This is a genomic window from Sphingomonas oleivorans (assembly GCF_003050615.1).
Lineage (GTDB): Bacteria > Pseudomonadota > Alphaproteobacteria > Sphingomonadales > Sphingomonadaceae > Sphingomonas_H > Sphingomonas_H oleivorans.
Genome location: NZ_NWBU01000014.1, coordinates 1 through 25,951 on the forward strand (window position 1 = coordinate 1; position 25,951 = coordinate 25,951).

16 protein-coding genes and 1 pseudogene are annotated in these 25,951 nt (G+C 62.3%); 11 read left to right on the top strand and 6 right to left on the bottom strand.

Features of this window, described 5'->3' with window-relative positions; all coding sequences use genetic code 11:
- On the bottom strand, positions 1–1,270 hold a 1,270-nt coding region (locus CLG96_RS14875; protein WP_207796715.1), incomplete at its 3' end, for a malectin domain-containing carbohydrate-binding protein.
- Positions 1,271–1,552: 282 nt separating this feature from the next.
- Here CLG96_RS14875 and CLG96_RS14880 point away from each other — a divergent pair.
- Positions 1,553–2,575: a UDP-glucuronic acid decarboxylase family protein gene (locus tag CLG96_RS14880; RefSeq protein ID WP_107969012.1), complete on the top strand. Its 1,023-nt coding sequence runs from the start codon at positions 1,553–1,555 to the stop codon at positions 2,573–2,575.
- Between the two features lie 112 nt (positions 2,576–2,687).
- Positions 2,688–3,494: a glycosyltransferase family 25 protein gene (locus CLG96_RS14885; RefSeq protein ID WP_165799667.1), complete on the top strand. Its 807-nt coding sequence runs from the start codon at positions 2,688–2,690 to the stop codon at positions 3,492–3,494.
- Between the two features lie 125 nt (positions 3,495–3,619).
- On the opposite strand, the gene CLG96_RS14890 is transcribed toward CLG96_RS14885, so the two are convergent.
- The 4 genes from CLG96_RS14890 to CLG96_RS14905 form a co-directional block, all read right to left on the bottom strand.
- On the bottom strand, positions 3,620–5,584 hold the full coding sequence (locus tag CLG96_RS14890) for a S9 family peptidase (RefSeq protein ID WP_107969016.1): 1,965 nt from the start codon (positions 5,582–5,584) through the stop codon (positions 3,620–3,622).
- A 77-nt stretch (positions 5,585–5,661) separates the two neighbouring features.
- Complete coding sequence (locus CLG96_RS14895; protein ID WP_107969018.1) at positions 5,662–7,131, bottom strand: NCS1 family nucleobase:cation symporter-1; 1,470 nt, start codon at positions 7,129–7,131, stop codon at positions 5,662–5,664.
- 535 nt (positions 7,132–7,666) lie between these two features.
- Positions 7,667–8,755, bottom strand: coding sequence for a purine-nucleoside phosphorylase (locus CLG96_RS14900; protein WP_243395809.1), 1,089 nt, complete (start codon positions 8,753–8,755; stop codon positions 7,667–7,669).
- Between the two features lie 65 nt (positions 8,756–8,820).
- The gene (locus CLG96_RS14905) at positions 8,821–12,075 is read right to left on the bottom strand and encodes a TonB-dependent receptor (protein ID WP_243395810.1); all 3,255 of its coding nucleotides are present in this window, start codon (positions 12,073–12,075) and stop codon (positions 8,821–8,823) included.
- 945 nt (positions 12,076–13,020) lie between these two features.
- Here CLG96_RS14905 and CLG96_RS14910 point away from each other — a divergent pair.
- Both CLG96_RS14910 and CLG96_RS14915 read left to right on the top strand, forming a co-directional pair.
- Positions 13,021–13,875 carry a DUF4349 domain-containing protein gene (locus CLG96_RS14910; protein WP_165799668.1) on the top strand — a complete coding sequence of 285 codons (855 nt, stop codon included), beginning with the start codon at positions 13,021–13,023 and terminating at the stop codon, positions 13,873–13,875.
- Between the two features lie 141 nt (positions 13,876–14,016).
- Positions 14,017–14,790, top strand: a complete 774-nt coding sequence (locus CLG96_RS14915; protein WP_243395811.1) for an HAD-IIA family hydrolase — start codon at positions 14,017–14,019, stop codon at positions 14,788–14,790.
- A gap of 32 nt (positions 14,791–14,822) precedes the next feature.
- Here CLG96_RS14915 and CLG96_RS14920 read toward each other — a convergent pair whose 3' ends face one another.
- The gene (locus tag CLG96_RS14920) at positions 14,823–15,716 is read right to left on the bottom strand and encodes a MurR/RpiR family transcriptional regulator (protein WP_243395812.1); all 894 of its coding nucleotides are present in this window, start codon (positions 15,714–15,716) and stop codon (positions 14,823–14,825) included.
- Positions 15,717–16,136: 420 nt separating this feature from the next.
- Between CLG96_RS14920 and CLG96_RS19235 the strand changes: the two are divergent.
- The 7 genes and pseudogenes from CLG96_RS19235 to CLG96_RS14950 all read left to right on the top strand — a co-directional run.
- A pseudogene (locus tag CLG96_RS19235) lies at positions 16,137–16,517 on the top strand (TonB-dependent receptor plug domain-containing protein); the annotation flags it as partial.
- A gap of 259 nt (positions 16,518–16,776) precedes the next feature.
- A complete protein-coding gene (locus CLG96_RS14925; RefSeq protein ID WP_243395813.1) occupies positions 16,777–18,234 on the top strand; it encodes a TonB-dependent receptor plug domain-containing protein in 1,458 nt (485 codons plus the stop codon).
- 167 nt (positions 18,235–18,401) lie between these two features.
- Positions 18,402–19,304, top strand: a complete 903-nt coding sequence (locus CLG96_RS14930) for a phosphate/phosphite/phosphonate ABC transporter substrate-binding protein (RefSeq protein WP_107969028.1) — start codon at positions 18,402–18,404, stop codon at positions 19,302–19,304.
- Positions 19,301–20,101: a phosphonate ABC transporter ATP-binding protein gene (locus CLG96_RS14935; RefSeq protein ID WP_107969030.1), complete on the top strand. Its 801-nt coding sequence runs from the start codon at positions 19,301–19,303 to the stop codon at positions 20,099–20,101. The genes CLG96_RS14930 and CLG96_RS14935 overlap by 4 nt, the downstream gene beginning before the upstream one ends.
- A complete protein-coding gene (gene phnE, locus CLG96_RS14940; RefSeq protein ID WP_107969033.1) occupies positions 20,098–21,105 on the top strand; it encodes a phosphonate ABC transporter, permease protein PhnE in 1,008 nt (335 codons plus the stop codon). The genes CLG96_RS14935 and phnE overlap by 4 nt, the downstream gene beginning before the upstream one ends.
- A 40-nt stretch (positions 21,106–21,145) precedes the next feature.
- A complete protein-coding gene (locus CLG96_RS14945; RefSeq protein ID WP_107969035.1) occupies positions 21,146–23,254 on the top strand; it encodes a phosphocholine-specific phospholipase C in 2,109 nt (702 codons plus the stop codon).
- 278 nt (positions 23,255–23,532) lie between these two features.
- Positions 23,533–25,951 (top strand): PQQ-dependent sugar dehydrogenase (locus CLG96_RS14950; RefSeq protein ID WP_207796716.1); only part of this gene is annotated, 2,419 nt, incomplete at its 3' end.

Consider the following 25,951-nt stretch of genomic DNA (forward strand, 5'->3'; position numbering starts at 1 on the left):
AGACCACCAGGATCGAATGGCTCGCCACTGCCGCGGTAATGTCCGCCGCCACGCCCGTGGCGCTCGGCGCGCTGGTGTCGGCGGCTCCGCCGCCGACGGCGACCACCAGGCCGTGGCTGACGAGGCCGGTTCCCGCCGCGCCATTCTGGTCGATCGCTGCCGATAAATATACCGGGTTATGGGGCGGCAGCTTGAACTGAAAGCTGCCATGACCGCTGGAGTCGAGCAGGAGGGTGCGAAATTCGATGGCGATCGCCTTATTGGCATCGAATATGTCGGTAGGCTGCACTTTGTTGCCCATGCCTCCGGTCAACATCTGGACCTTTACGGTGGCGTTGGGCGCACCGGTGACAAGGACTGTCTGCGTATCGGTCGCTACGGCGACCTTGCCGGAGCTCTGTCCAGCGACGGACAGAATCGGGGCCGCTGCCTCGGTTGCCGACCAGCTCGCTTGGCCACCGCCCTGCGTACCGTCGCCAAAGATCTGCGTCGTCTGCGTCGAGCCGTCGGTATAGGTGATGGTGACGGTCGACCCAACAAGCTCCGCGCCCGAGATCGAGCCCGCATCGCCGTTGATCCCCGATCCCTTGATGCTTGTCGGATCGATGTCGACCGACAGCTTGACGGTCTCGCCGGGGTTAAACCCGCTCGCGACTGCCGAATTGAAGGACACCGTCATCTTCTCATAGCCGCCGGACCGCGCATTCGCGAAGATCGAATAATCGCTGCTCGAGGGTTGGATCGCGCCAGTGTTACCGCTGCTGTCGACCTTGAGATTCTTCGCATCGGTATCGCCGGCGGTACCGGCGGGATCGAACAGCACATTCTTGAGGTGGTTGGTGGATAGGTCAAAGGTAACGCTTGCGATGTCCTTCTGGCCCGTATTGGTCAGTTGGATGGCCTTGCCTGCGGTGTAGGTGCTCGCGTTGATCAAGCCGCCCGCGTTGAGCGCCAATGTCGCGCTGCCCGACGGCGCGATGCTTCCTGCGGCTTGGACCGCCATCGCTGAGACCATGACATCCTGCGCGGCTTCCTTGGGGAATTCCGGCGTCAGGCCGCCGTCGTCGACAGCGCCCGTCCAGTCATAGGCGTCGAGGCCGTCCTTCTCATAGAGATCGAGATTATCGAGCAGCGGCTTCCCTTCGGCTCCGACATCAAAGATGCGTTGGCCCGGTTGCGTTATGCCGCCGAAGATTTCAGCGAACTTTATTGCCATGATATAGCCTCCCGAAGCGACAGTAATATTATAAATATATGGCCCTTCCGGCATGCATGCAGGATAACGACATTGATACCCCCCAGGAAGTAATGGTGATTGCCTGCAGGCTAGTCCATGTATTGACACCGTAAGTGAACATGGCTCGGATTTTTCAGTGCGTAGAATGGATGCGTCGCCAAGACCTATTCTGTGGGTAACTATGCGCTGGTGTCTTATGACACGATCATTTAGTCCTTTTTACATTGTTAGCGAACGGGTTAGGTGACATTCGAATATGCGGAAGCATCGGCGCAGACAAAGCTGCGTCGTCTCCCAACACTCTGGGGAAAATCGATGGCCCGAGCATACGAATCAGCCAAGCGCGTCCTAGTGACCGGGGGGGCCGGATTTCTGGGTTCGCACCTTTGCGAGCGTTTGCTGGCGGACGGTCACGAAGTCATTTGCGTCGACAACTTCTTCACTGGAGCGCGACGCAATATCGCGCATCTGCTTCTGAACCCCCATTTCGAGGTGATCCGGCACGACGTGACCTTTCCAATCTATGTGGAGGTGGACGAGATCTACAATCTCGCCTGCCCGGCCTCGCCGATCCATTATCAGCACGACCCAGTACAGACGACCAAGACGAGCGTTAGCGGCGCCATCAACATTCTGGGCCTCGCCAAGCGGCTCGGCATCAAGGTGTTCCAGGCGTCGACGTCCGAGGTATATGGCGACCCCGACGTCCACCCGCAGCCTGAAGAATATCGGGGCAGCGTCAATCCCATCGGGCCGCGGGCGTGCTATGATGAAGGCAAGCGCTGCGCCGAAACGCTGTTTTTCGATTATCATCGGCAGTGGAAGCTGCCGATCCGCGTCGCCCGAATCTTCAATACTTACGGTCCGCGCATGCATCCGAATGATGGGCGCGTGGTATCAAACTTCATCGTCCAGGCACTCCGCGGCGAACCGATCACAATCTATGGCAATGGAATGCAGACGCGCAGCTTCTGCTATGTCGACGATCTGATCGAAGGCTTTGTCCGCCTGATGGCGGCCGATAACGTCACGTCCCCGGTCAACATCGGCAATCCTGGAGAGTTCACGATGAAGGAACTCGCCGAGATCGTGCGGGAGCTTGTCGGGTCGACCTCGCCCATCATCTTCAAGCCGCTACCCGCCGACGATCCGAAGCAGCGCTGCCCGGACATCACGAAGGCGCGCACGCTGCTGGGCTGGGAGCCGACGGTCGCGCTCCGTGAGGGGCTAGCTCAGACGATCGCCTATTTTGACCAGTTGCTGAGCAAGAACAAATTTTTGTCGGCAACTCAGTATGATTACAAGAATGACGGGACGGCGAGGATAGCGGCCGAATAAAATCCTAATCGAAACGCGATGGCTGTCCCATGCGCCATTGGCGCATCGGGCATGCGAGGGAGTAAAAATTGCTGGGCACATCAGAATGAACGCGGCGCTACAGAACGCTACGATGTTCGACCCGCCGGGATCAGCGCCTCCTTCGTCCAAACGCTTGACCGCGATCAGGGTCATCAGCATGGCCGGGGATGCCGAGCGGAGACAGCAATTTGCGTCTCGCGCCGCCGGGACCAGTGCTCCATGGTCCTTCTTCGACGCCTGCACGCAGTTGAGCCCCGATCTCACCTACGATCGCGAGACATTGCTGATCCACAAGGGCCGCGAGCTTCTGCCGGGCGAGCGTGGCAACTATACGAGCCACTTCACACTCTGGCAGGAACTTCTCGCATCGGACTATGAGCAATATATTGTGCTCGAGGACGACGTCTATGTCGAATGGCCCTATCTGGAACGGCTGGCAAATGTACGGCTCAGCGACTATGGGATCGGATATCTAAATCTTATCGTCAAGCGCCTGTCGCACTTCCGCGAGGTAGGCAATTTTGGCGAGCGCTACCTCGTCCAGTTCATGGGCTATACCCATGGAACATGCTATGTCGTCACACGGGCTTTGGCGAAAATGCATCTAGAGCATTTCCGTGTTATCAGGGGCAACTTCGATAACATGCTGGACCGGAGTTGGGTCCACGGCATTCCCAACTATTGTGTCTATCCTTTGCCCGTGCTCGAGCTCGGCTACAAGGTCGCCTCGCGGATCGGGAACGGCACCGAGCGGTTTGCGGCGGAAACAATTCCGTTCGGGCTGAAGGTCCGCCGGGCGATCAACACTCGCAAGATGGCGCTTGCACGTTCGGCCTATATCGCGCAGCAACATGTGCTGCAGTCAGTAAGACCGCCGCAGGGCCCGAAAACCTTTTGAGGCAGGCAAAAGGTGCAGATCCGCTTGGCGGCTTTTGGTGACGCCATTGCCACGTAAAGCCGGCCGTAAAGTCGTGCCCCGGCGATGTCGTCGGTGAGCGCAGGTCCGAGATCGCGCGCCGCAGCTCAGCGATTTGGCTGATATTCCCGCGGTGCGGATATCTCGAACAGGCGCTTGAGGAATATGGTCTCCACCTCGCGGCGGAGATCATTGTTGGGTTTCTTCAGGAAGCCATGGCCCTCGTCGGCGAAGACGACATACCAGGCATCGACGCCATTCTGGCGGATCCGCGCGACGACCTGATCGGATTCGGATTTCGGCACGCGCGGATCGTTCGCGCCCTGCATCACCAGCATCGGCCGGGTGATCCTTGCCACATTCGCCATGGGCGAGATGCGGGCAAAGACGGCGCGCATCGCCGGATCGCGCTCATCGCCATATTCGGCACGGCGATTGTCGCGGCGATAGGCCTCCGTATTGTTCATGAAGGAGACGAAATCGCTGATGCCATAGCGTTCCACGCCCCCCACCAGCCGATCGGCATAATGGGTCATCACCGCAAGCGACATATAGCCGCCATAGGATTGGCCATAGACCGCCACCCGCTTCGCATCGAGATCCGGCTGGCTTGCGATCCAGTCGAGCAGCGCGCCGATATCCTTGACGCTGTCCTCGCGCTTCGGCCCATTGTCGAGATTGAGGTAGCGCTTTCCATAGCCGTCGCTGCCACGCACATTGGGCAGGATCACGGTGGCCCCCAGAAGATCGGCGAAATATTGCGCGCCATAGTTCCAGCCCGGCCGGGTCTGGGATTCGGGGCCGCCATGAATGTCCATGATGACGGGCGTCTTCATGCCCACCGGAACCTTGCGCGGGCGATAGACGAAGGCGGGGACGGAAAGACCGTCGAAGGATTTGAAGCGGATCAGCTCCGGCTCCACCAGCGCGGCGGGATCGAGATCGCCAAGCTCCGAACTGGTCCAGCGCATGAGCTCGGCCCTGGCCATGTCCCAGCTCCACACATCGCCAGCCGAGGTGGCGGTGGACAGGCCGAGCGCCAGCTTCGTGCCGTCGGGCGAGAATTTGAGCGCGGAGAGCACCCCCTTGGGCAAGGCCGGCTGCGGCAGGGCGCGCCGGGTCAGCCGATCCTGCACGACGACGCGCGAATAGCCATCCTCATTCACCGAATAAGCGAGGCTGCGGCCGTCATCGCTCAGATCATAGGCCTCCACATCCCATTTGAGCCCGGGGGTGAGCACCGTCTCGCGGCCCGTGGCGATGTCGATCTCCACCAGCCGGCGGGTGTCGCTGTCATGATCGGAGATGGCGATGATGCTGCGCCCGCCGGGCGCGAAGCGCACCGCCTCATAATGCGCCGGCCCGGCATCGGGCGCGATGCGGGTGACGGCGCCCGATGCCAGATCGAGGCGGAAGATCCGGCTCTCGCGATTGGAGATGCGGCGCAGGAAGATCAGGCTCGTCCTGTCGGCCGAAATGTCGCTGGGCGAGATGGCGCCATCCGCTTCATGCACGACGCGCGGCGCGCCGGGAGCGGCCGGATCGAGCGCGAGCAGCGCATAGCGGCCCGAGCCCCTTGTGGCGCGGGACCAGATGAGCAGGCTGCCATCCTTGCTGAAGACGGGCGATCCGTTGCGCGTGCCCGGCTCGGTGAGCTGGACGGCGGGACCGGTCAGGCCCTTGACATAAAGCTGGAACCATTCGTCGCCACCCGTGTCCCGGGTCAGCACGAAATGGTCGGTGCCCGGGATGGTCAGCGCGCCCGCGACCGGCTCGTCATGGAATGTGATCTGGGTGCGGGCGGCGCCGGGCGCGGCGACACGGTGAAGCTGCTGAGTGGCGCCGAAGCGGGTGGCGATCAGCATCGCGCCATCGGGCAGCCAGTCCTCGAACAGCGCCGCGCGGCTGTTCTGATAGCGCTGCACGGCCACCGAAACCTCGGCCGGGATCGGCGGCACGCCCTGAAGCGTGGCGGATCCCACCTGCCGTTCCGCTACCGAGGCCTGGGCTTGAGCCACGGCAGGCGCGGCGAGCACGGCAAGAGCAACGGAACAGGACAGGATATTGAGCATGCGCAGAGGTTCCTTCGGAGCCGAGGAACGCAATCAAGAGCAGCGGCGGACGCAAGCGTCAAGCAGCGTGGGCCGCGTCAGGCGCGCTGTTCTCTGCTGATCGGCTCTGGAGAAGCAGTCATGAGCAGCCGGTAGGAACCCGCTGCGACGAACACCCCGACGAACCAGGCATAGGCATAGATTTCCGTCCAGAAAGACGAAATACCGGCGAAGGTCGCGGGCGCCGCAGTGTGGAGGAAGCCGGGCAGGTTCGGCGCGAGGCCGAGCAGGAAGGCTGCGAGCGCGGCGCCGTTCCAGCCATTGCGATAGCTGTAGCGGCCGCCCTGGATGTAGAGTTCCTCCACGACCAGCCGGGTCCGGCGCACGAGCCAATAATCCGCGATCAATATGCCGGTGATGGGTCCGAGCAGCGCGCCATAGCCCACCAGCCAGGTGAAAATATAGCCGTTGGTGGAGGCGAGCAGCTTCCACGGCATGATCGCGACGCCGATGCAGGCGGTGATCAGGCCGCCGCGACGATAGGATATGCGCGCCGGCCACAGCAGCGAAAAGTCATAGGCCGCGCCGACGAGATTGGCGGCGATGTTGCACGAGACGGTATCGATGGTGATGATCAGCAGGCCGATCAGCATGCCGATCGAGGCCATGTTGCCGGCGACCGCGACCGGATCCCAGATCGCCTTGCCATAGATCACGACGGTCGCCGAGGTGGTGACGACGCCGACCAGCGCGAGCAGCCCCATCGGCACGGGCAGGCCGATCGCCTGGCCGACCATTTGGTCGCGCTGCGAATGGGCGAAACGGGTGAAATCGGGGATGTTGAGCGCGAGCGTGCCCCAGAAGGCGGCCATGGCGGTCAGCGCCGGCCAGAAGACCTGCCAGAAGCGCCCCTCCTGCGCACCGCCCGCGACGAAGGCGGAGGGCGCATGGAAGATCGGCCCGATGCCGCCCGCCCGATCGAGCGCCCACCAGACGAGCGCGAGACAGACCAGAATCTTCGCCGGCGCGGTCCATGTCTCCAGCCGACGGATGGCGGGCAGCCCCTTGGCGACGAAGACGAGCTGGATCAGCCAGAAGGCGAGAAAGGCCGCAAGCTGGCCCGGCCCGATGCCGAACAGCGGCAGCGGCACGCCCGCAAGATCGCGCCCCGCTGCCGCGCCGAGCAGGGTGAGGATGGTGGAACCACCGATCCAGGTCTGGATGCCATACCAGCCGCAGGCGACCAGCGCACGGGCGAGCGCCGGGATCCGCGCGCCGGCGGTGCCGAAGGAGGCGCGGGCGAGCACGGCATAGGGTATGCCATAGCGCGCGCCGGCATGGCCGATGAGCAGCATCGGCACGAGCACGATCAGATTGCCGAGCAGCACGGTCAGCACCGCCTGGATCGCGGACATGCCCTGCTCGATCAGGCCGCTCGCGACCATATAGCTCGGCACCGAGACGACCATGCCGATCCACAAAGCGGCATAATGATACCAGCGCCAGTTGCGCTGCGCGGCGGTGGTGGGGACGAGATCAGCGTTGGAGAGTGCAGGATCGCCGGGCATTTCAGTACCCCCTCACGCCACGGACGATCGACAGAGTTGCGCTCGGCGGGCAAGCGGCAAAGGAAACAAGAAAGGAGAAAAGAGAGGAGGAGTTGGAGCAGTCCGGCAAGGCCGGTGCCACAATATTCCGCCTGTACCGATTTTGAACTGTCATTATCACGCTCCCCCGAAACGCCTCTTCGGTCAATCGCCCCCGCAACGCAGACGACAGATCCAATCGGCCATCAGAATTCAGCCAATCCGAGAGGCATGATCAGAACTGCCACGAGGGCACCCTTTTACCGCTCTGGACCCCGCCAATTGACGAGACGCTAACACAGCATGATGGCGATGCAAGACGTCTCTGCATAAAATACTTACTGAACCAATATCACGCCAATGCAGATATCCGGTTGAGCCTGTCCTTATTTCCGCCGACTGTTGCTCGATCGAGCGCAACCACATGGAGCTCACGAGAGCATAGATCTTGGAAAGGGACTGCCTTGCTCTTGGTCAGATCTGACAGGAGCAAGGCAGGCTCGATGCCAAATAGCTATTACTTTGCGCGTTCGAGCGACGGCACCCGATCCCGATAACGGCTCCAGTTGCCTGCGAGCTCGTTGACGACCCGGCCACCGACGACATGAGCGGCGAGAAGCGACGCTTTGAGACCGGGCGACCCGATATTCTCGCCGAAAAGACTGGTTGCGGCGTCCATGCTGGGCGGCTGCATATGATAATTGCTGCCAGTTCTTAGTACGAGCACCCTGCTCGTGTCGGCGCGACCAATTTTTTCAAGGCGCTGGATGGCGCCGATGACTCCCGTGTCCTCCTCGGCCTTCATCACGAAACGGCCGTTCCCGCCGGTCCAGTAGCTGACCCAACGCTCCATATGTTCGTTGATGATCTTTCCATGCGTAAAGCCCTGCCCGCTCGCCTGATCGCCCGTGATGACTTTCGGGGGCTCAACGGCTTTAGGATAGTCGGCGTAGCGTGTGCGGATCTCTTGCAAAGCGCTGTTGTCGGGAAGCTTGCTGTCCTTCGTCAGTTCAAACGCCCAATCCCGCAGGCTGTGATTGAGCGGGAAAAGATTATAGCTCGTGTCGGGCAGAGGCTGCTGGAAGGGCTCGTTGCGGTCCCGAGGGACGATACCGGTTTTCCAGCCAGACGGGATTTCCCGGCTGTCGATATAATAGATGAAATCCGTGTCGATGACATCGCCGATCCAAGCCGCCGAACCTATCGAGGCCTCATTTGGATTGACGCCGGCAATCGCTGCAACGACCCAATAGGCGTGGCTGAGGTCGAAGCGCGGATCAAGTCCCAGCGCCAGGGTGGACATGGCCGCACGGCTTGTGCCTATGCCCGTCGACAGCGCCAGCACCTTGCGCGCCGGATCATAGCGAAGATCGCGGAAGCCGGTGGGGAAAGGCAAGATCTGCGGCATCTCCTCCGCCCATGCCTGGAATTCACCCGCCTTGTCGCCCGTGTCCTCACCAATTTCGAAGGCCGTCACGACGACGACGCGCACCTCAATTGGCTCAAGCGTTTTCGTCGCTGCACCGGCAGCAGCGGGCAATGCTGATCCGAAGATCAATAGGGCCGCGGCGAATATCTTTCGCCGCATCGGATCGAATGGCCACATTTTCATGAATTCCCGTCGCTTGGAGATTGGAGGTGCCCGGCAAAAACCGGGCACCAGTTTCGTGATCAGAATTCGAAACGCGCGCCGACGCGCACACCCCAGAGCGAATAGCGCGCCTGATTGGTGACCTCCGGATTTCGGAAGCTGGAGTAACGATATTGCGCGCACGGATTATTTCCCGATGCCACGCAAGCGACGTTCACCACGCTGGCGAGGGAGTTCATCTGCCGCAGCGAGCCCCAGTCCTTGTCGATGAGGTTAAGCACATTCTCGACATCGGCGAACAGCTTGAAACGGGCCCCGCTGAGCAACGGCACCGGCAGCTCCTGATCGACATGCAGGTCGACCTTGAAGAAGTTCGGAGAGCGCTTGCTGTTCTTCCCGACGATCGCGCCCTGCCTCAACCCGTTTCCGGTCACGAAGCCCTGAAGGGCCGTGAACGTCGCTGCACTGTCATAGGTGACCAGCGGGTCGGCCGTCATGCTCGCCATGTTGGGCACGTAGAGCAGGTAGCGATCCGAATTGCCCGTGACACCGAACACCGATGAGCGGCCATTGACGAAGGACGGATCGTTCATCGTCAGGCTATAGGGCGTACCGGAACGCAGCTCACCGAAGAGACTGAAGCGGGTCTTATAGTCGCCGAAGAAAGCCTGGTCATAGTCTAGGTTGAACTTCCACGAATGACGGATCTGGTAGATGGAGGTGCCATAGGCGCCGACATTGGGATCAACCATCGCCTGCCCACCATAAGAGCTGGCCGAAGTCGTGCCGTTGACGGGATTGACGTCGGTAATGTCCTGGAAGGTATAGCTGCCGCCAAGCGTGAGACCGAAATCCCACCGCTTGTCGAAGCGTGCGACAGCCACGAGCGAATGGCCTTCGTGGCTGTTGAACAACAGGAAGTCACTATTCGGGCCGCTCGCGGTCGAGTAACGCGGCCGACCATCCGGCGTCGCTCCGATCCTTACGACACGCAGATCAGTATAATTCGGCGCATTATTGACCCAGCCATAATAAATGTCGCCACCGAAGTGCCAACCCTCTCCCAGCGGACCAAGATCGGCATCATAATCCGCGGAGAAGCTGGCCTTCCACGTCGAGGCCGGCTTGTAGCTTGTCGCCAAGGCGTTGACATTGGCATTGGCGATCGCGCCCGTATTGGTGCGCAGATAGTCGAGCACCAGCGGGTTGAAGCTGCGCCCGTTGACATTGTCGAGCGCCGCCGAGCAGAGGGCCGCATCGACATTGCAGCCACCGCCGGCGGTCCGCTGGATCGTGATGGAATTATTGTAGACGCCTGGCACGGTGAAGCTGTTACTGAGCAGCAGATCGGGCGTGCCCCCGGCGAACAGGCCGCCGCCGCCGCGCAACGTCAGGCGGTCGGTCGCCTGCCAGGTAATGCCAAGCCTGGGCTGGAGGATCGTCCTGCCTTTATAGGTCGTGATATTCGGGAAGTTGTAGCGGGCAACAAAATTCCTGTTGAGCGCCGGCATGTCGCTCATGCCATAAAGGTCTGCGCGTACGCCGTAGGTGACGTTAAGGGACGGCGTTATGTCCCAGCTGTCCTGAAGCCCGATATTATACTGATCATAGGCGAATTTACCGAATATGTCCTCGAGATTGCCTGTCGTTGAGCCCGCCAGGGTCAGCAGGCTGGCCCTGCCGGACTGGAAGTCCTGCACCGAGTCAAAATAGAAGGTGCCGAGTGCGTTGGGCACGAACGCGTTGAAAACATCCATGTGATTCCAAGCCGCGTTCAGCTTGAGCGAGTGATCGCCATATTCCCATCGCAAGGTTGCGTCGGCGCCATAATTCTTCGTCTTGACGTGAGTCTGTTGACGGAATGCATCGGTGCCAAAATAGAGGCGTGCGGCGCCGGGTGCGCTCGCAGACCCTTGGGAACAGGCGACCGGGTTCAGGTTCGCCGCTCCGTTCTGCTGCGCCGAGGAGGAGGGATCGAGACAGACCTGAAACTGTCCGAAACCGGGCTCGCCATAGATTGGCGAACGACGATCCTTCGATCGGTAGAAGCCACGGATCTCGCTATGCAGACTATCCGACCAGTCGGAGTTCAGCTGCACCACGCCGGAGTCGACCTTTTCGACAAGCGCGAAATTAGCCGATGTCAGAGCAAGCGCGGGAGACGTCGGTGACGTAGATCCGTTTGAGATATTGCTTATGCTGTTTTCGTTATGAATATAAGTGAAAGAGGCACGATGATTGTCGCTCGCATTCCAGTCGATCTTTGCGGTATATTTCTCGTCTTTCTCCGACAAAGCATCGAAGACGCCGAGAGTATCATAATTATATCGCGAGTTGGCAATTGAGGAAATCTGATCGATCTGCGACTGCGTGAGGTTCGGCACGACATTGGGAGCACCCGCGAGGCCCGAAGGAGCAGGCTGGCTCTCCTTCAGCCACTCGTAGGACAAGGCGAAGAACAGCTTGTCCTTGAAAATGGGCCCTGAAAGGAAGGCTCCGTAATTTTTGCTATCGAAATCGAGATTGACCTTCCGACCACGAGTATTGTCCCCGGTCAGCTTATCGTCGGTATAGGTCCCGAAGGCGGATCCCGTGAACTTGTTTCCGCCCGAACGAAGCACGACGTTCACCGCGCCGCCCTGGAAGTCGCCCTCGGCTATGTCATAGGGCGCGACCTTGACGGAAAGCTGCTCGATCGCATCGAGAGGCACCGGCCCGCGCTGCGTCGGCAATCCTCCCTGGTTCAGGCCGACATTGTCTGAAAAGCGCAAACCATCGACGGAAAATTTATTGAGACGCCCATTCTGGCCGGCAATCGAAATGGCGCGGCTGGTGGGATCCAACGTTACAAAGGGGTCACGACGCGCGATATCGCGTACGTCGCGGGCGATCGAGGCGACACCTTCGATGTCGTTGCGGCCGAAGACAGAGAGCGGTCCCGTGGAAAGCTCGACCGCCTTGGCGCCTCGCTTGCCGGAGACGACGATTTCCGTGTCGTCTGGGCTGATGTCGACGGGCAAGCGGAGCGGCTGGCCCGCGGTCAACTGAATGCCCGTAATCTCGACCGGCGGCTGTCCGTCAGCGACAACCCGGACCATGAAGGGGCCGCCCGGTCGCAGTCCAGACGTAGTGAAGGCGCCGTCGGCGCCAGTCACCGCTGTCGATGTGGTGCCCGAAGGCATGTGCGTCACTGCGACAGTGGCGCCCGCTATCGGCGCGCCTGCGGCAGTAACGACGCCACGAATCGACGATGTCGTCTCCTGCGCATAAACGGCACTTGCCGAACAGGCCATGGCAAGTGCCATATAGGCACAGTTATTTCGAAAGCTGCGCATTATATCCCCCATCATTGCGTGTGTTCCTCCTGAGAACGACTTTTCGTCCACAGGAACGCTCTGAACAGAGGTGCCGATCTCTATAGTTTTCTAATCAGCCCATTACGAAATGCGACAATTTTATTATAGTCTATTTATGATATATTGATTCTTTCACTTATTTTGAGACCCACGAGCTTGCGAGATCCGGTGAAGGCAGAGTTGCAACGCCTGCCGCCGCCACCAACAACATTCAGCAAGTGATGCAGCAGCCACGCACGCCATGCTCAACGCACTCCGGCCATCAAAGCAGACCATCGGCAGCTTGGCTGCGCATCCAAGGCCAGGAGGTCGCCCCGATCGGATGCATCGGAAATATGTCCTGTTTTCGAGAGGCTGTTTGCATCCCGACCACCTTCTCGCATTTCATTGAGAATGGGCTTCCAATAACCAAATCGGCGCCCTCGGACAAGCCGTTAATTCAAAATATACTTATATTCTATGCTGACACTAATGACTTATCACCACGTGACAGGCTGCCAATTTCTCTAGGCAATTCTCTTTTGTTGTCTGATGGTTAGTTATGTCTTGCCGCAGCCACATCCTCGCCGACAACGAGGATAGTCCACGGAAATCCTCGACACCATTGCCCTGATAACCGGCCCGGCTGAGCGGCCGCGGTAAGCCAGTTTTTATATAGGAGTGTGTTTGGGAGGAGGCCCAAGGCAGCTTTGATATGATTCATGGGGCGTCGGATTGACGATGAGAGCCGACGCCGATGCCCCGAAAGACGCTGCCCATGAGGCGGCGTCACGACACCGATCTGATCGGGAAGGGATTGCACCTTGCCGAGCAGCACGGACAGGGCCGCCTGGATCGCGGACATGCCCACCGAATTGCCCCGCGCGCCATCATTGCTATTCTCCCCCCAGAGACAGCGCAGGGGGCGACATGGGGCGGAAGGGGATGGCGGCGATCACCGCGATGTTGGTGGTCGCGGGTTGCAGCAGGGCGCCGGAAGGCGGCAGCGATGTGGGCACAGAAGGGCCGCAACCCTTATCCGTAAAGAAGGATTTGCTGTCCGAGGCAGCCCCGGACGCATCTGCCGCAACGCCGATCAAGGTCAGCATCCCGCAGATCGCCTACACCTATCAATATGCGTTCCGCCTGCCCGCGGCAGCGATCGCCCCGGCACAGGATCGCCATATCGCCTTGTGCGACCAGCTTGGCCCGGAACGGTGCCGCGTGCTGAACATGGAGCGCGCCATCAGCGAAAGCGCCTCAGGCTCGCTCACGCTGATGGTGCGCGCAGGCCTTGCGCGTTCATTCGGCAGGGCGCTGTCCGCCGCGACCGTGCAGGCCGGTGGCAGGCAGACCGATAGCAGCATCCAGGCGGAAGACCTCTCCAAGCAGATCGTCGATACCGAGGCGCGGTTACGGGCGAAGCAGGCGCTTGCGGATCGGCTGATCGGGCTATTGAAGACACGCAGCGGGCCGGTCGCCGATCTGGTTGCCGCGGAGCGGGCCGTCGCCGATGTTCAGGAGGAGATCGACGCGGCACGATCCTGGCTGGCCGAGGCACGGGGCCGGCTCGCAATGTCGACATTCGAGCTGAGCTATGCGTCCGACGGACCGTTGGGCAGCGGGTTCCTGGAGCCGCTCCGCAGGTCGCTGGGAACGATGACCTCGCTGTTCAGCCAGAGCCTCAGCTTCCTGATCCTGCTGCTTGCTGCCATCCTGCCCTGGGCCCTGACCGGCGGGACGGCCCTGCTGGCATGGCGCTTCATCCGCCGTCGCCGCGCGATCGACGACGCGGAATGAGGCGCGGCGAGAGCTGAATGGCGGCGACACCAGAGGCCGGCGCCGGCAGGGTCGTTCAGATCATGACTGAATTATGCTCACTTTAAAGTGTCACAGTTATGAGCATATGTGCGCGCCATTGTCATAGCGCGGAGATCATTGGTGAAGCTTGCGGTGGTGGGTCCTGCGCAGGAGCCATCCGCCGACCTGGGACGAAGGATGATCGCCCAGGCGGACGGAATATTGATCGACTGGGACGGGTGCATCGCGCTGGCCAACCGGCCGCAGGCGAAAGCGCTGGCATTTCTCGCGCGCCATCGCGAGCGGATCGCCATCGTTTCCAACAACAGCACCCATCTGCCCGAGGATTTCGCCCGGATCATGGCGCGCGCCGGGGTCCCCATCCCGCCCGAGCGCATCATCCTGGCGGGCATGGAGGCGATCCGCCATGCGGCGACGCTCGGCGGGCGCGCGATGCTGCTCGCCAGCCAGCGGCTCCGCGCGGAAGCATTGTCGCTGGGGCTGACGCTCAGCCGGGGCGAGACGGATCTCGTCGTCCTGCTGCGCGACACGCGTTTCACTTATGCCAAGCTGGAGCGCGCGACGAATGCGCTGCGCAACGGCGCACGGCTGATCCTGGCCAATGACGACCTCAACCATCCCGGCCCGCATGGCCGGATCGTTCCGGAAACGGGCGCGCTGCTGGCCGCGCTGGAGGCTGCCGTCCGGCCGGCCGAGATCGCGACGGACAGGATCGGCAAGCCCGCCGCGACGCTGTTCTGCCGCGCGTTCGACGCGCTCGCCGTCGATCCGCGCCGTTCGGTGATGATCGGCGACAATCCCGACACCGATATTGCGGGCGCGGCCGCGCTGGGCATGGATGCCGTGCTGGTCGGCCCCCGATCCGGCATCGGGCTGGGCGACCTGCTCGACTGACCGGCGCCACCGACCGGCACCTGCGCGCCCGGTCAGAAGCGCTTGATCGAAAGAATGTCGAATGTCTTGCGGAGCGTATCGGTCGCCCGGTCATAATCGGCAAGCGCGAGCGCCGCGATCAAAGCGTCGATCACACAGAGCTGGGCGATGCGGCTGGCCATGGCCTCGGTGCGGAAGCGCGTCTCGCGCGCCATGGTGTACAGCAATATGTCCGCATGGGCCTGGATCGGCGAGCGGGCATAGTTGGTGATCACGATCGTCCTCGCCCCCGCCTCGCGGGCGAGCCTGGTCGCGGTCACCGTCTCATGGGTGGAGCCGCTGTGCGAGATCGTCAGCACCGCCACGTCGGGGCCGGTCCGCGACGCGCTGATCGCCTGAATATGGCTGTCGATCACGACCCGGGCGTCGAGCCCGATGCGCAGCATGCGATAATGCGCATCCTCCGCGATCGGGGCGGAAGAACCGATGCCATATATCTCGATCCGTCGGGCGGCGCGCAGCGCCTCGGTGGCCTGGGTCAGCGAATGGGCGTCGAGCACCGACAAAGTGTCGCGCAGCGCCTGAATGCCGGAATGGAACACCTTCCGGCACACCGTTTCCATATCATCCTCGCGCTCCAGATCCTCATGGATGAAATGGACGGGCTGGACGATCTCGCGCGCGAGGCTGAGCTTCATCTGCTGGAAACCGGAGAGGCCGAGGCTGCGGCAGAAATTGATGACGCTCCCCTCGCTGGCGCCGGTCGCCTCGGACAGCTCGGTGACCGACATGCGGACGACCTGTTCGGGCTGCTCCAGCACGAAATCGGCGATGCGCCCCGCGCCCTTGGCCATTGCCGGCCGGGCGATGCGGATCCGCGTCAGCGCATTGTCGACAGGCGTATGATCCGCCGGGGCGGAACGATGTCGGGATTTGAGCTGCGGCACCGTATCGTGATTCCTTCTGTTTCCGCGCCCTCGGCCGTTTGCAGGCCGAAATCCGCCAGGCGCATTTGAAATAATCTCATGCCGGCAGCCCGCAAGAGGCTTGGCGGAGCAGCGCCTAGGACGCAATCCCACCGAAAATCGCCACGGACCAGACCAACCTCTCCTGCACATTCCTCATTATTATTTCTATTTTGTGTGAGTGAGTTTCACTCACCTGTCATGTGACGAGGCTAGGGACCGCCGGGAGCGAGGAACGCGATGCATCCGGCGAGTCGGGCGGCCCAGGCCAACTCCGTCGCCGCCGCAAACGCGGTTCCTCCGCAATGCCATCCGATGAGGGGGAGTCTCGTGACGATGAAACCTATCACCTGCCAGGCCATGCTGTTCGGCCTGTTGATGACGAGCTGCAGCATATCGACGATGGCGTCGGCGGCTGCGCCCAATGCCACCGCCGCGGATGCCGCCGATCAGGAAAACGCGATCGTCGTCACGGGCCGCGCGCTGAAGGAGACGAGCACGATCGCCGCCAGCGCCATCGAATATGGCAATGCCGTGCAGATCGTCGGTTCGGATCAGATCGAAACCAGCGGCGCCACCAATTTCGCCGAAGCGATCCAGTTCCTCGTGAAGGGCGCCAATATCGGTTACTCGCCCGACGAGGGCGAATATACGATCCGCCTCGACGGCGGCGGCGACCGCGACACGCTGGTCGTGCTCGACGGCGTGCCGCTCTTCGATCGCGGCCCCGCGCTCGAAGATATCTGGGGCGCCACCACGATCGATCCGCACATGATCGACCGGATCGAGGTGTTCCGCGGCGGCAACAGCCTGTTCTTCGGATCCAATGGCGGCATCGGCGTGGTGAGCGTCGTTACCAAGAAGCCGGACGGGAACAAGAAGTTCGAGTTCGGCGCCAATTTCGGTTCGTTCAACACGCGCGAAATCTGGGGCAACGCCACCTTCCCGCTCGATCCGGAAGGTCGCCACAGCGTGATGGTCTATGGCACCAGCCACCAGACGGACGGACCGCGCATCTTCCGGCCCGAGGATTTCGTGGACAATGTCGCGGCCGGCGGCCGGCGTGCAGGAATTCCCGCTCAACCGCAACAATATCGGCATCAAATATCTCTGGAAGGTCGACGACGAGACCGAGTTCCGGCTGAACGGTCAGTTCACCCAGATCGAATTCCAGGATCCTTTCCCCGACACCAACACCTATTCGCCCAACCGGCTGCAATATCCGATCGTCGATGCGACGCTGGTGCGCCGCTGGTCGGACAGGGTGACGACCGAGCTTGCGGGATATTGGAGCAACCCGCAGCTTTCCAACACCGAGACCTTCCCCGAAGTCTGCATGATCAAGACGGGCTGCATCAGCCCCTCGACCGGCAAGCCGATCGCCTGGGGCAAATATACCGGCCGCAACATCGCCTTCCCCAATCAGGGCTTCGGCCCGGATTCGAAGACGGGCGGCTTCCGCGAGATCGGTGGCAATTTCCGCAACACCATCACCTTCCCCAATATGGTGGAGCTGGTCGGCGGCGTGCAGGTCGTCTCCTACAAGAACGACTCCGATCCGGTCTTCCCCGTCGGCAATGACGCGACGACCATCACCGGCGTCTATCTGGACGTACGGCCGACGCTTCCGTTCAGCCCGAACACCAATATCTCGCTGGCGGTCCGCACCGATTTCGCCAAGAGCTTCGACTCCAAGACGATCTGGAAGTTCGGCCTGCGCCAGCCGATCGGCGCCTTCTACATCCGCGCCAATGGCGGCACATCCTATAGCACGCCCCGGAACAACGAGCTTCAGGCGCAGAGCGCCACGCTGGTCGGCAATCCGAACCTGAAGACGGAGGAGACCGAGACCTACAATGCCGCGGTCGGCTTCAGCAAAAGCTTCGGCAATGTGCAGGTGAACGGCGAGGTCGGCGGCTTCCGCACCGACATCACCAACCGCATCCAGACGACCTCCGGCCTCACCCCCAACACTTTCTTCAACAATGACCGGGTGACCGAGATACGCGGGCTGACGGCCGATCTGGACGTCAGCATCGGCAAGCAGTGGACGGGCAATATCAGCTATACCAAGCAGCAGGCCCGGCTCGACGGATCCAAGCTGCAGATCAACGAGACGCCCGAATATATGATTCAGGGTAGCCTCGGCTGGCATTCGCCGACCGATCGCTTCCACGTCACACTGATGCCGCGCTATCAGGGCCCCGAATATGCGACAGGCGGCGTCGGCGGCGTGCTGCGCAAGAATTTCGGCGAATATTTCATCATGAACGCATCGCTGGGCTATTGGGCCGGCGATGAGCGGCAGCACCGCTTCCAGCTGCGCATCGTCAACGTCTTCGACAAGACATATGCGGAGCGCTACGCCTTCGGCAACCAGCGCTTCAGCGAAGACTTCATCACCGGCAAGATCGCGCAGAACGGCCCCGGCTACTTCTACGGCTATCCGTTCGAAGGCAAGCCGCGCAGCGTCTATCTGACCTACATCACCAAATTCTGAACCGGGCATCGGGGCGGATCGGCATGCCGCATCCGCCCCGGCTCCACTGAACGAAGCGCAATTCTCCTGTCATCGCGGAGTGAGCAGCCATTCCCCTGTCACATGCAGCGCCTAAGCGGGTCGGCCGATGCGGCCGAGGGGCATCGGCCGCCGAACCGAGGTGGACCATGCGCCTGCTCTTCGCGATCATCCTATCGATCTTGTGCGCAACCGCAATGTCGGCCGCACCCGCACGGCCGCTGCGTGTCATACTCATCCCCGCCGATGGCGGCACCGAAAGCGGAACGCGCGCCGATTATCAGCCTATCTTCAACGCCATTTCGCGCGGCACCGGCCTGAGCTTCGACCTGAAGGTAGCGCAAAGCTATGGCGCGGTGGTCGAGGCGATGTGCGGCGGCACCGCCGATATCGCCTTTCTGGGCCCCGTCACCTATGTCCAGGCGCATAAGCGCGGCTGCGCGGAGCTGCTCGCCGTCGCGGTCGAGAAGGGCCAGTCAATCTATCATGCCGGCCTGTTCGCCCGGGCGGGCAGCGGGATCGACCGCATCGGCAAGCTGAAGGGCAAGAGGGTCGCGTTCGGCGATATCAATTCGGCCTCCTCCTTCGTCTTTCCCATGGCGATGATCGTCGAGGCGAAGCTCGATCCCGTCCGCGACCTTGCCGAAGTGCGGCTGACCGGCAGCCATGTGAACAGCCTCGCCGCACTCGCCCAAGGCCGCGTCGATGCCGCCGCCCTTTCCTTCGAATCCTATGAGAAAGCGGTGCGGCAGGATATGGTCGATCCGCGCCATTATCGCGTGATCGCGAAGAGCATCGCCATCCCCTATCCGCCGCTGGCGGTGAACAGCCGCCTGCCCGCCCCGCTGAAAGCGAAGCTGCGCCGCGCCTTCGCCGGCATCGCGCATGCACCCGGCGTGACGCCCGACATGATCCGCGGCTATGGCGGCGGCCGGGTCGACGGATATGACACGCATTTCCCGCCGGCGCGCTTCAATGTCGCGGCGGCGAAGATGGCGCTGGTCGACGACGCGCTGAAGAGCCGCATTCTCCGGAAGTCGGCGAGCCGATGAGCGCGAGGGGCGAAACCGCGATCCGCTTCGACGCGATCCATAAGCGCTATCCCGACGGCGCCGTCGCGCTGGACGGCCTCAGCCTGACGGTGCCGCGCGGCCAGTTCTGCGTCATCCTCGGCCCTTCGGGCGCGGGCAAATCGACGTTGCTCAGGATGGTGAACGGCCTCGCCATCCCGAGCGCGGGCTATATCGAGGTGGAGGGTGAGCGGATCGGCCCGCGCACGCTCCCCCGGCTGCGCCGCCGGATCGGGATGATCCATCAGCAATTCAACCTGGTGCCGCGCGCGAGCGTCGCCGCCAATGTGATCGCGGGCGCGCTGCCGGCAGTTTCGATGCTGCGCGCGCTGACGGGGCTGTTCCCGGCGGAGCTGCGCGCCCGCGCATGTGCGCTCATCGCCGATGTCGGGCTGGAGGAGACGCATCTGCGTCGCCGCGCCGACGCGCTTTCGGGCGGACAGCAGCAGCGCGTGGGCATAGCGCGCGCCTTCATGCTCGATCCCGCGATCATCCTTGCCGACGAGCCGGTCGCCAGCCTCGATCCGCGCACCAGCCGCGACATATTGACGCTGATCGCCCGCGAGGCGCGGTCGCGCGGCAGCACGGTGCTATGCAGCCTGCACCAGATCGATCTCGCCCGCGCCTTTGCCGACCGCATCGTCGCGCTCAGTGCCGGCCGGATCATCTTCGACGGCCCGCCAGAGGCGCTCGACCGCGCCGCCATCGCCAATATCTATGGCGAGATAGGCGAGCCCGGCCCGGTGGCCATTCCCGAACGCATGGCGGCGGCGGGATGAACGCATCCCCCTCGCCCGCCGCCACATGGCATTTCCCCCGGCCCTATGGGCTGAAGACGGTCGCGGTGGCGATCGCGGCCTTCCTGCTGCTCTGCTTCACCGGCCAGCGGATCGAGATGGACCGGATGGTGGCGATGACGGGCGCAGCCGCGCTGTCCACCGTCGGCGCCGCCCCGGATTCGGAAGTGGCGAAGGGAATAGGCGGCCTCGCCTCGAAGCTCTGGCCGCCGCAGATTTCCGAGCGGACCGAAGTGTCGCGGATCGAGAATTTCGATCCCGCGAAACTGCCTCTCTTTTCCTATGTCGAGACGGTCGAAACGCAGGTCCAGACGCTCAATCCCGAAACGCTGCAGATGGAGACGCATGTCGAGCGCAGCGAATATCTGGTCGAGCGCTTCGGCTATCTGCGCCATGTCTTCGCGAGGATGATCGAGACGCTGGAGATCGCGCTGTGGGGCACGATCCTGGCGGTGCTGATGGGCTTTCCGCTTGCCCTGCTCGGCGCGCGCAACTTCATGCCCTGGCGCCCGCTGCGTGCGGTGGCGGGCGCCGTCGTGAGCCTGCTGCGCTCGATCCCCGAGATGATCAGCGCGCTGTTCCTCGTCCTCGCTTATGGCTTCGGGCCGATCGCGGGCGTGCTCGCGCTGGCGCTGCACGCGGCGGGCTTCCTCGGCAAATTCTACGCCGAGGATATGGAGAATGCCGATCCGCGCCCGCAGGAGGCGCTGATCGCGATCGGCGCCACGCAGCTGAAGCTGCTGCGCCACGCGATCCTGCCGCAGGTGATCCCGCAATATATCGCCTACACGCTCTACATTCTCGACCGGAACATGCGCATGGCCACGATCATCGGCCTCGTCGGCGCAGGCGGCATCGGGCAGGAGCTGAAGGGCCGATACGACATGTATGATTATGGTCATGTCGGCACCATCCTGGTGACGATCTTCCTCGTCGTGCTGTTGCTCGACCGCCTCTCCGCCCGGCTGCGGCGGGCGGCCTTATAAGCCTCCCTTTTCTTCCGTCCCTCGATCCGAAAGGCGTTCGATGACCGTCTCAAACCGACGCGATTTCCTGCGTACCGCCATGGCCGGCGCGGCCCTGTCCGCATTCCCCGCGAGCATCGCGCGCGCGCTCGCCGTGCCCGCCGCGCGCGTGACGGGCACGATCAAGGATGTGCGCCACATCGTGATCCTGATGCAGGAAAACCGTTCGTTCGACCATTATTTCGGCACGATGCGCGGCGTGCGCGGCTTCGGCGACCGGCATCCGATCCCGATGGCGGGCGGCCGGACGGTATGGCAGCAATCCGACGGCGAGCGCGAGATCCCGCCCTTCCATCTCGACACCGCGACCACCGACGCGCTGAAGGTACCCGGCACGCCGCACAATTTTTCCGACGCGCAGGCGGCGTGGAACCAGGGCCGTTTCGGCCTCTGGCCCAAGTTCAAGACGCCCTATTCGATGGGCTATTATCGGCGCGAGAACATTCCCTTCCAGTTCGCGCTGGCCGAAGCCTTCACCATTTGCGACGCCTATCATTGCTCGGTCACGACCGGCACCGATCCGAACCGGATCGTCTTCTGGTCCGGCTCCAACTTCAATCCGGAACTGCGCGCGCGGGGCGAGAATTGCACCGATGCGGATTCGGAGCCGAACAATCTTCGCTGCTGGGTGAAGGGCGCGCTGCCTTCCCCGGGCTATGTCTATGCGGGCTCGTCCTTCCGCTGGCCGACCATTCCCGATGTGCTCGAGGCGGCGGGGATCGACTGGCGCATCTATCAGGATCCGAACGACAATTGGACGGGCGCCATGCATGGCGGCCTCGCCTTCGAAAGCTTCCGCACCGCACGGCCCGGATCGGGCCTGTACGAACGCGGCATGAGCGACTGGTCGCTCGACCAACTCGCGCGCGACGTGCAGCAAGGCACGCTGCCGGCGGTCTCCTGGGTGCTGCCGCCCAAGGAATGGTCGGAACATCCCGGCGCCTCCACTCCGCTCCAGGGCGCAGAGTTCACGGCGAAGGTGCTCGACGCGCTCACGAGCAATCCCGACGTGTGGAGCGGCACCGTCTTTTTCCAGACGTTCGACGAGAATGACGGGCTGTTCGATCATGCCCCGCCGCCGGCGCCGCCTTCCTACGACCGGCAGGGCCGGCTTGCGGGTGCTGCGACGCTCGACCTCAAGGGCCATTATTTCCACGACGCGGAGGGCAAATATCTCGATCCACGCGACGATATCAGCGGCCCCGTCCGCCCCTGGGGGCTGGGGCCGCGCGTGCCGATGTATGTCGTCTCGCCCTGGAGCAAGGGCGGCTGGGTCAATTCGGAGCTGTTCGACCATACCTCCGTCGGCCGCTTCATCGAGAAGCGCTTCGGCGTGACCATTCCGGGCATCAGCCCCTGGCATCGCGCGGTGTGCGGCGATCTCAGCTCCGCCTTCGACTTTTCGGCCGAAGGCGATCCGAGCTTCCCCGATCTGCCCGATGTCCGCGGCGCATCGGGCGTGGTGCTGGATCATCTCCAGCGGCCGAAGATCCAGCCGCCGGCCAATCCCGAGCCGCTGGTGCAGGAAAAGGGCATCCGCCCGTCCCGCGCGCTGCCCTATATCCTGCATGTCGATGCGCGGATCGACGCGAAGCAGCGCATGGTGGAGCTCCACTTCGTCAATGCCGGCGGCGCGGGCGCCATATTCCAGGTCTATGACAGGCTGAACCTGGACGGGATTCCCCGCCGCTATACGGTCGAGGCGGGCAAGGCGCTGACCGATCGTTGGGAAATGAGCGGGGATGGCGCGCATGACCTGTGGATCATCGGCCCCAATGGCTTCGTCCGGGCCTTCAAGGGCTCGCTGGCGCAAGCTGCTGCCGTGCCCGCGATCGAGCTGCGCTACGACGTGCCGCGACGGACGATCCTCATCACCGCCACCAATCCCGGCGCGACACCCGCCATGCTGACGATCCGCAGCGATCATTATGGCCCCGCCAGCGCGACGATGCTGGCGATCCCGGCCGGCGGGCGCGCACGGCACCGCTGGTCCGCCAAGGACAGCCAGGGCTGGTACGATCTCGCAATGGCGGGCGACGGCATCGAGCATCGCTATGCCGGGCGTATGGAAACGGGCGCGCACGGCATCACCGACCCGGCGCTCGGCTGATCCCCTCCCCTCCGGCTGCATCGACGCGCCTCCCGCCCCCGGCGGGGGGCGCATGCGTTTCACCGGTCGATGTAAATCCGCTTCATTACGTATGAGCGCACCCGTTACGACGTCGTATATTGCACGTAAGGAATGAATTCGTTGCAATTACAACCTATGTTTATCTCCATTTGAACCGCCTTCGATATGATTCAAGTCACAACTGAAGACGTTTATAAGTATAAGAACTTATAAAAAGATCAGTGAAACTGAATCGCGCCTGTGGGAGGATTGTAAAAATGGCGGTAAATCTTACTACCGACTTCGCGCAGTTTCAACTCAGCGGGGCAAAGATCGATAATCCCACATCATTGCAATTCGGGCCTGATGGGCGGCTTTATGTTGCGCAACAGGACGGATCGATCAAGATATTCACCGTTAAGGAGGATAGTTCGGGCTATTCCGTCACCGCAACGGAGCTCATCACCGCAGTCAAGACCACGCCCAACCATGACGATGACGGCAGCCTCAATACGGCGATCACCTCGCGCCAGTTGACCGGCATCGTCGTCGCCGGAACGGCCGACCATCCGGTAATCTATGCCACGTCGAGCGACCCCCGCTACGGCAAGGCGCATGATACCGGGCTCGACACCAATTCCACCTCGATCCACCGGCTCGAACAGAATGCGTCGGGGCAATGGGAGAAAATCGACATCGTCCGCGGCCTGCCGCGTTCGGAAGAAAATCATGGCGGCAACGGCCTGCAATATGATGCGACCACCAACAGCCTCTATGTCGCGATCGGCGGCAACACCAATATGGGGGCGCCATCCAATAATTTCGGCTATCTTTCCGAATATGCCTATGCGGCCGCGGTGGTGAAGGTCGATCTCAACGCCATCAACAAAATGGCGGTGAAGAACGACAGTTCATCGGGCAAGAACAACCCCTATATCTATGATCTGCCGACGCTGAACGATCCTACGCGCGCAGACAGCAGCGAAACGGTGTTCGGCGGTAATGACGGCCTCAACATGGCGAAGCTGACCGCTGACAGCCCGGTCCAGATCTATTCGCCGGGCTATCGCAATGCCTATGACCTGGTGCTGGCGCAGAGCGGCAAGCTCTACGTCATGGACAATGGCGCCAATAAGGGCTGGGGCGGCGTGCCGGTGATCGGGCCCAATGGCGTGACCAACCAGCAGGCGCAGAATTCATCCGGCCAGCCCAGCGACACCGGCAAGACCACCGCCGACAACCTCCACCTGGTCACCGGCCAAGGCTATTATGGCGGCCACGCCAATCCGATCCGCGCGAACGGCGCCAAGGCGGGGCTTTCCGACAGCAACGACAGTTCCGCCGACGGCACAGCCAACGGGCAGTTGCTGCCAACGAGCAAGTTGCCGGTGGATTTCAACGAGGTCGTCTACACCACCGATCCGCGCCAGGGCATCACCAACAAGCCGAACGGGCAGAATCCGGCACTCTGGTCGAACGGCCAATCGACCAACGGCATTGCCGAATATACCGCCTCCAACTTCAATGGAGAGATGAAGGGCGATCTGCTTACGGTCGGCTTCGGCGGCAATCTCTACTGGGTGCAGCTCAATTCGGCGGGCAACTCCGTCCAGGCGGTCAGCACGCGCTCGATCGCGGGCACGCCGCTCGACGTCACCACCGTAGGCGATGGCAAGCCCTTCGCGGGCACGATCTGGATTGCCCAGTTCGCCGGGGATTCGATCGCCATCCTGAAGCCCGGCACGTCGAGCCAACCGCCCAGCACCGACGACGACAAGGACGGGCTGAACAACAGCATCGACCGCTTCGCGCTCGATGCCAACAATGGCACCAGCACCGTGCTCCACAATGGCGAAACATTGCTGTGGAGCTTCAGCCCTGCCGATCCCGACGTGCCGGGGCCGTCGGGCAGCCTGTTCGGCATCGGCTTTACCGGCGTGATGACCGAGGGCACCACGCCCTATACCGCCAAATTCAACATCGATGACATCACGCCCGGCGGCGCCGCTGGCGTCGTGACCGTGGACAATGTGCCTGCGGGAACCGCCTTGGGCGGCGCCAACAGCGCGAAGAACGGCTTCCAGTTCGGCGTCGACGCATCGGGCACGCAGAATTTCACGATCACTGCCGTGCTCGACAATCCGTTCGATACGATCGCAACCAAGAACAGCCAGAGCCAGGGCATCTTCATCGGCACCGGCGAGCAGAACAATTATCTGGCCATCACGGCCGAGGCCAATGGCGGATCGGGCCAGATCAAGGTGACGACCGAAAATGGCGGCACCGCAACCAGCAATAGCTATGCCGCGACGCCCATCACCGGAAGTTCGGTGCAGGTGAACGACACGATCACGCTGATCCTGGAGGTGAACGCCCAGACAGGCGTGGTCACGCCCAAATGGACTTACACCACCAATAATGGCGCGACGACGGCAAGCGGAACGGGCAGCACGGTGACGCTTTCCGGCGCAACGCTCCAGGCGCTGAAGGGCGATTATACGGTCAACACGCTCCAAAGCGCACTCGCGGTCGGCCTGTTCAGCACATCGGCGGGAGGCACCCCCTTCACCGCGAGCTGGGACAGCATCGAGATCAAGGCCGCGCCCGTCGTCGGGCCCGACACCAGCGCGCCGAGCGCCACGGGCGTGGCGGCGGACATTACCGCGGCAGTGGCGAGCCATTCGATCCTGGTGGTCT

Coding starts and splice junctions, on each gene's coding strand:
- CLG96_RS14880 (WP_107969012.1), top strand. CDS start 1,553: ATGGCCCGAGCATACGAATCAGCCAAGCGCGTCCTAGTGACCGGGGGG.
- CLG96_RS14885 (WP_165799667.1), top strand. CDS start 2,688: ATGTTCGACCCGCCGGGATCAGCGCCTCCTTCGTCCAAACGCTTGACC.
- CLG96_RS14890 (WP_107969016.1), bottom strand. CDS start 5,584: ATGCTCAATATCCTGTCCTGTTCCGTTGCTCTTGCCGTGCTCGCCGCG.
- CLG96_RS14895 (WP_107969018.1), bottom strand. CDS start 7,131: ATGCCCGGCGATCCTGCACTCTCCAACGCTGATCTCGTCCCCACCACC.
- CLG96_RS14900 (WP_243395809.1), bottom strand. CDS start 8,755: ATGTGGCCATTCGATCCGATGCGGCGAAAGATATTCGCCGCGGCCCTA.
- CLG96_RS14905 (WP_243395810.1), bottom strand. CDS start 12,075: ATGCGCAGCTTTCGAAATAACTGTGCCTATATGGCACTTGCCATGGCC.
- CLG96_RS14910 (WP_165799668.1), top strand. CDS start 13,021: ATGGCGGCGATCACCGCGATGTTGGTGGTCGCGGGTTGCAGCAGGGCG.
- CLG96_RS14925 (WP_243395813.1), top strand. CDS start 16,777: ATGTCGCGGCCGGCGGCCGGCGTGCAGGAATTCCCGCTCAACCGCAAC.
- CLG96_RS14930 (WP_107969028.1), top strand. CDS start 18,402: ATGCGCCTGCTCTTCGCGATCATCCTATCGATCTTGTGCGCAACCGCA.
- CLG96_RS14935 (WP_107969030.1), top strand. CDS start 19,301: ATGAGCGCGAGGGGCGAAACCGCGATCCGCTTCGACGCGATCCATAAG.
- phnE (WP_107969033.1), top strand. CDS start 20,098: ATGAACGCATCCCCCTCGCCCGCCGCCACATGGCATTTCCCCCGGCCC.
- CLG96_RS14945 (WP_107969035.1), top strand. CDS start 21,146: ATGACCGTCTCAAACCGACGCGATTTCCTGCGTACCGCCATGGCCGGC.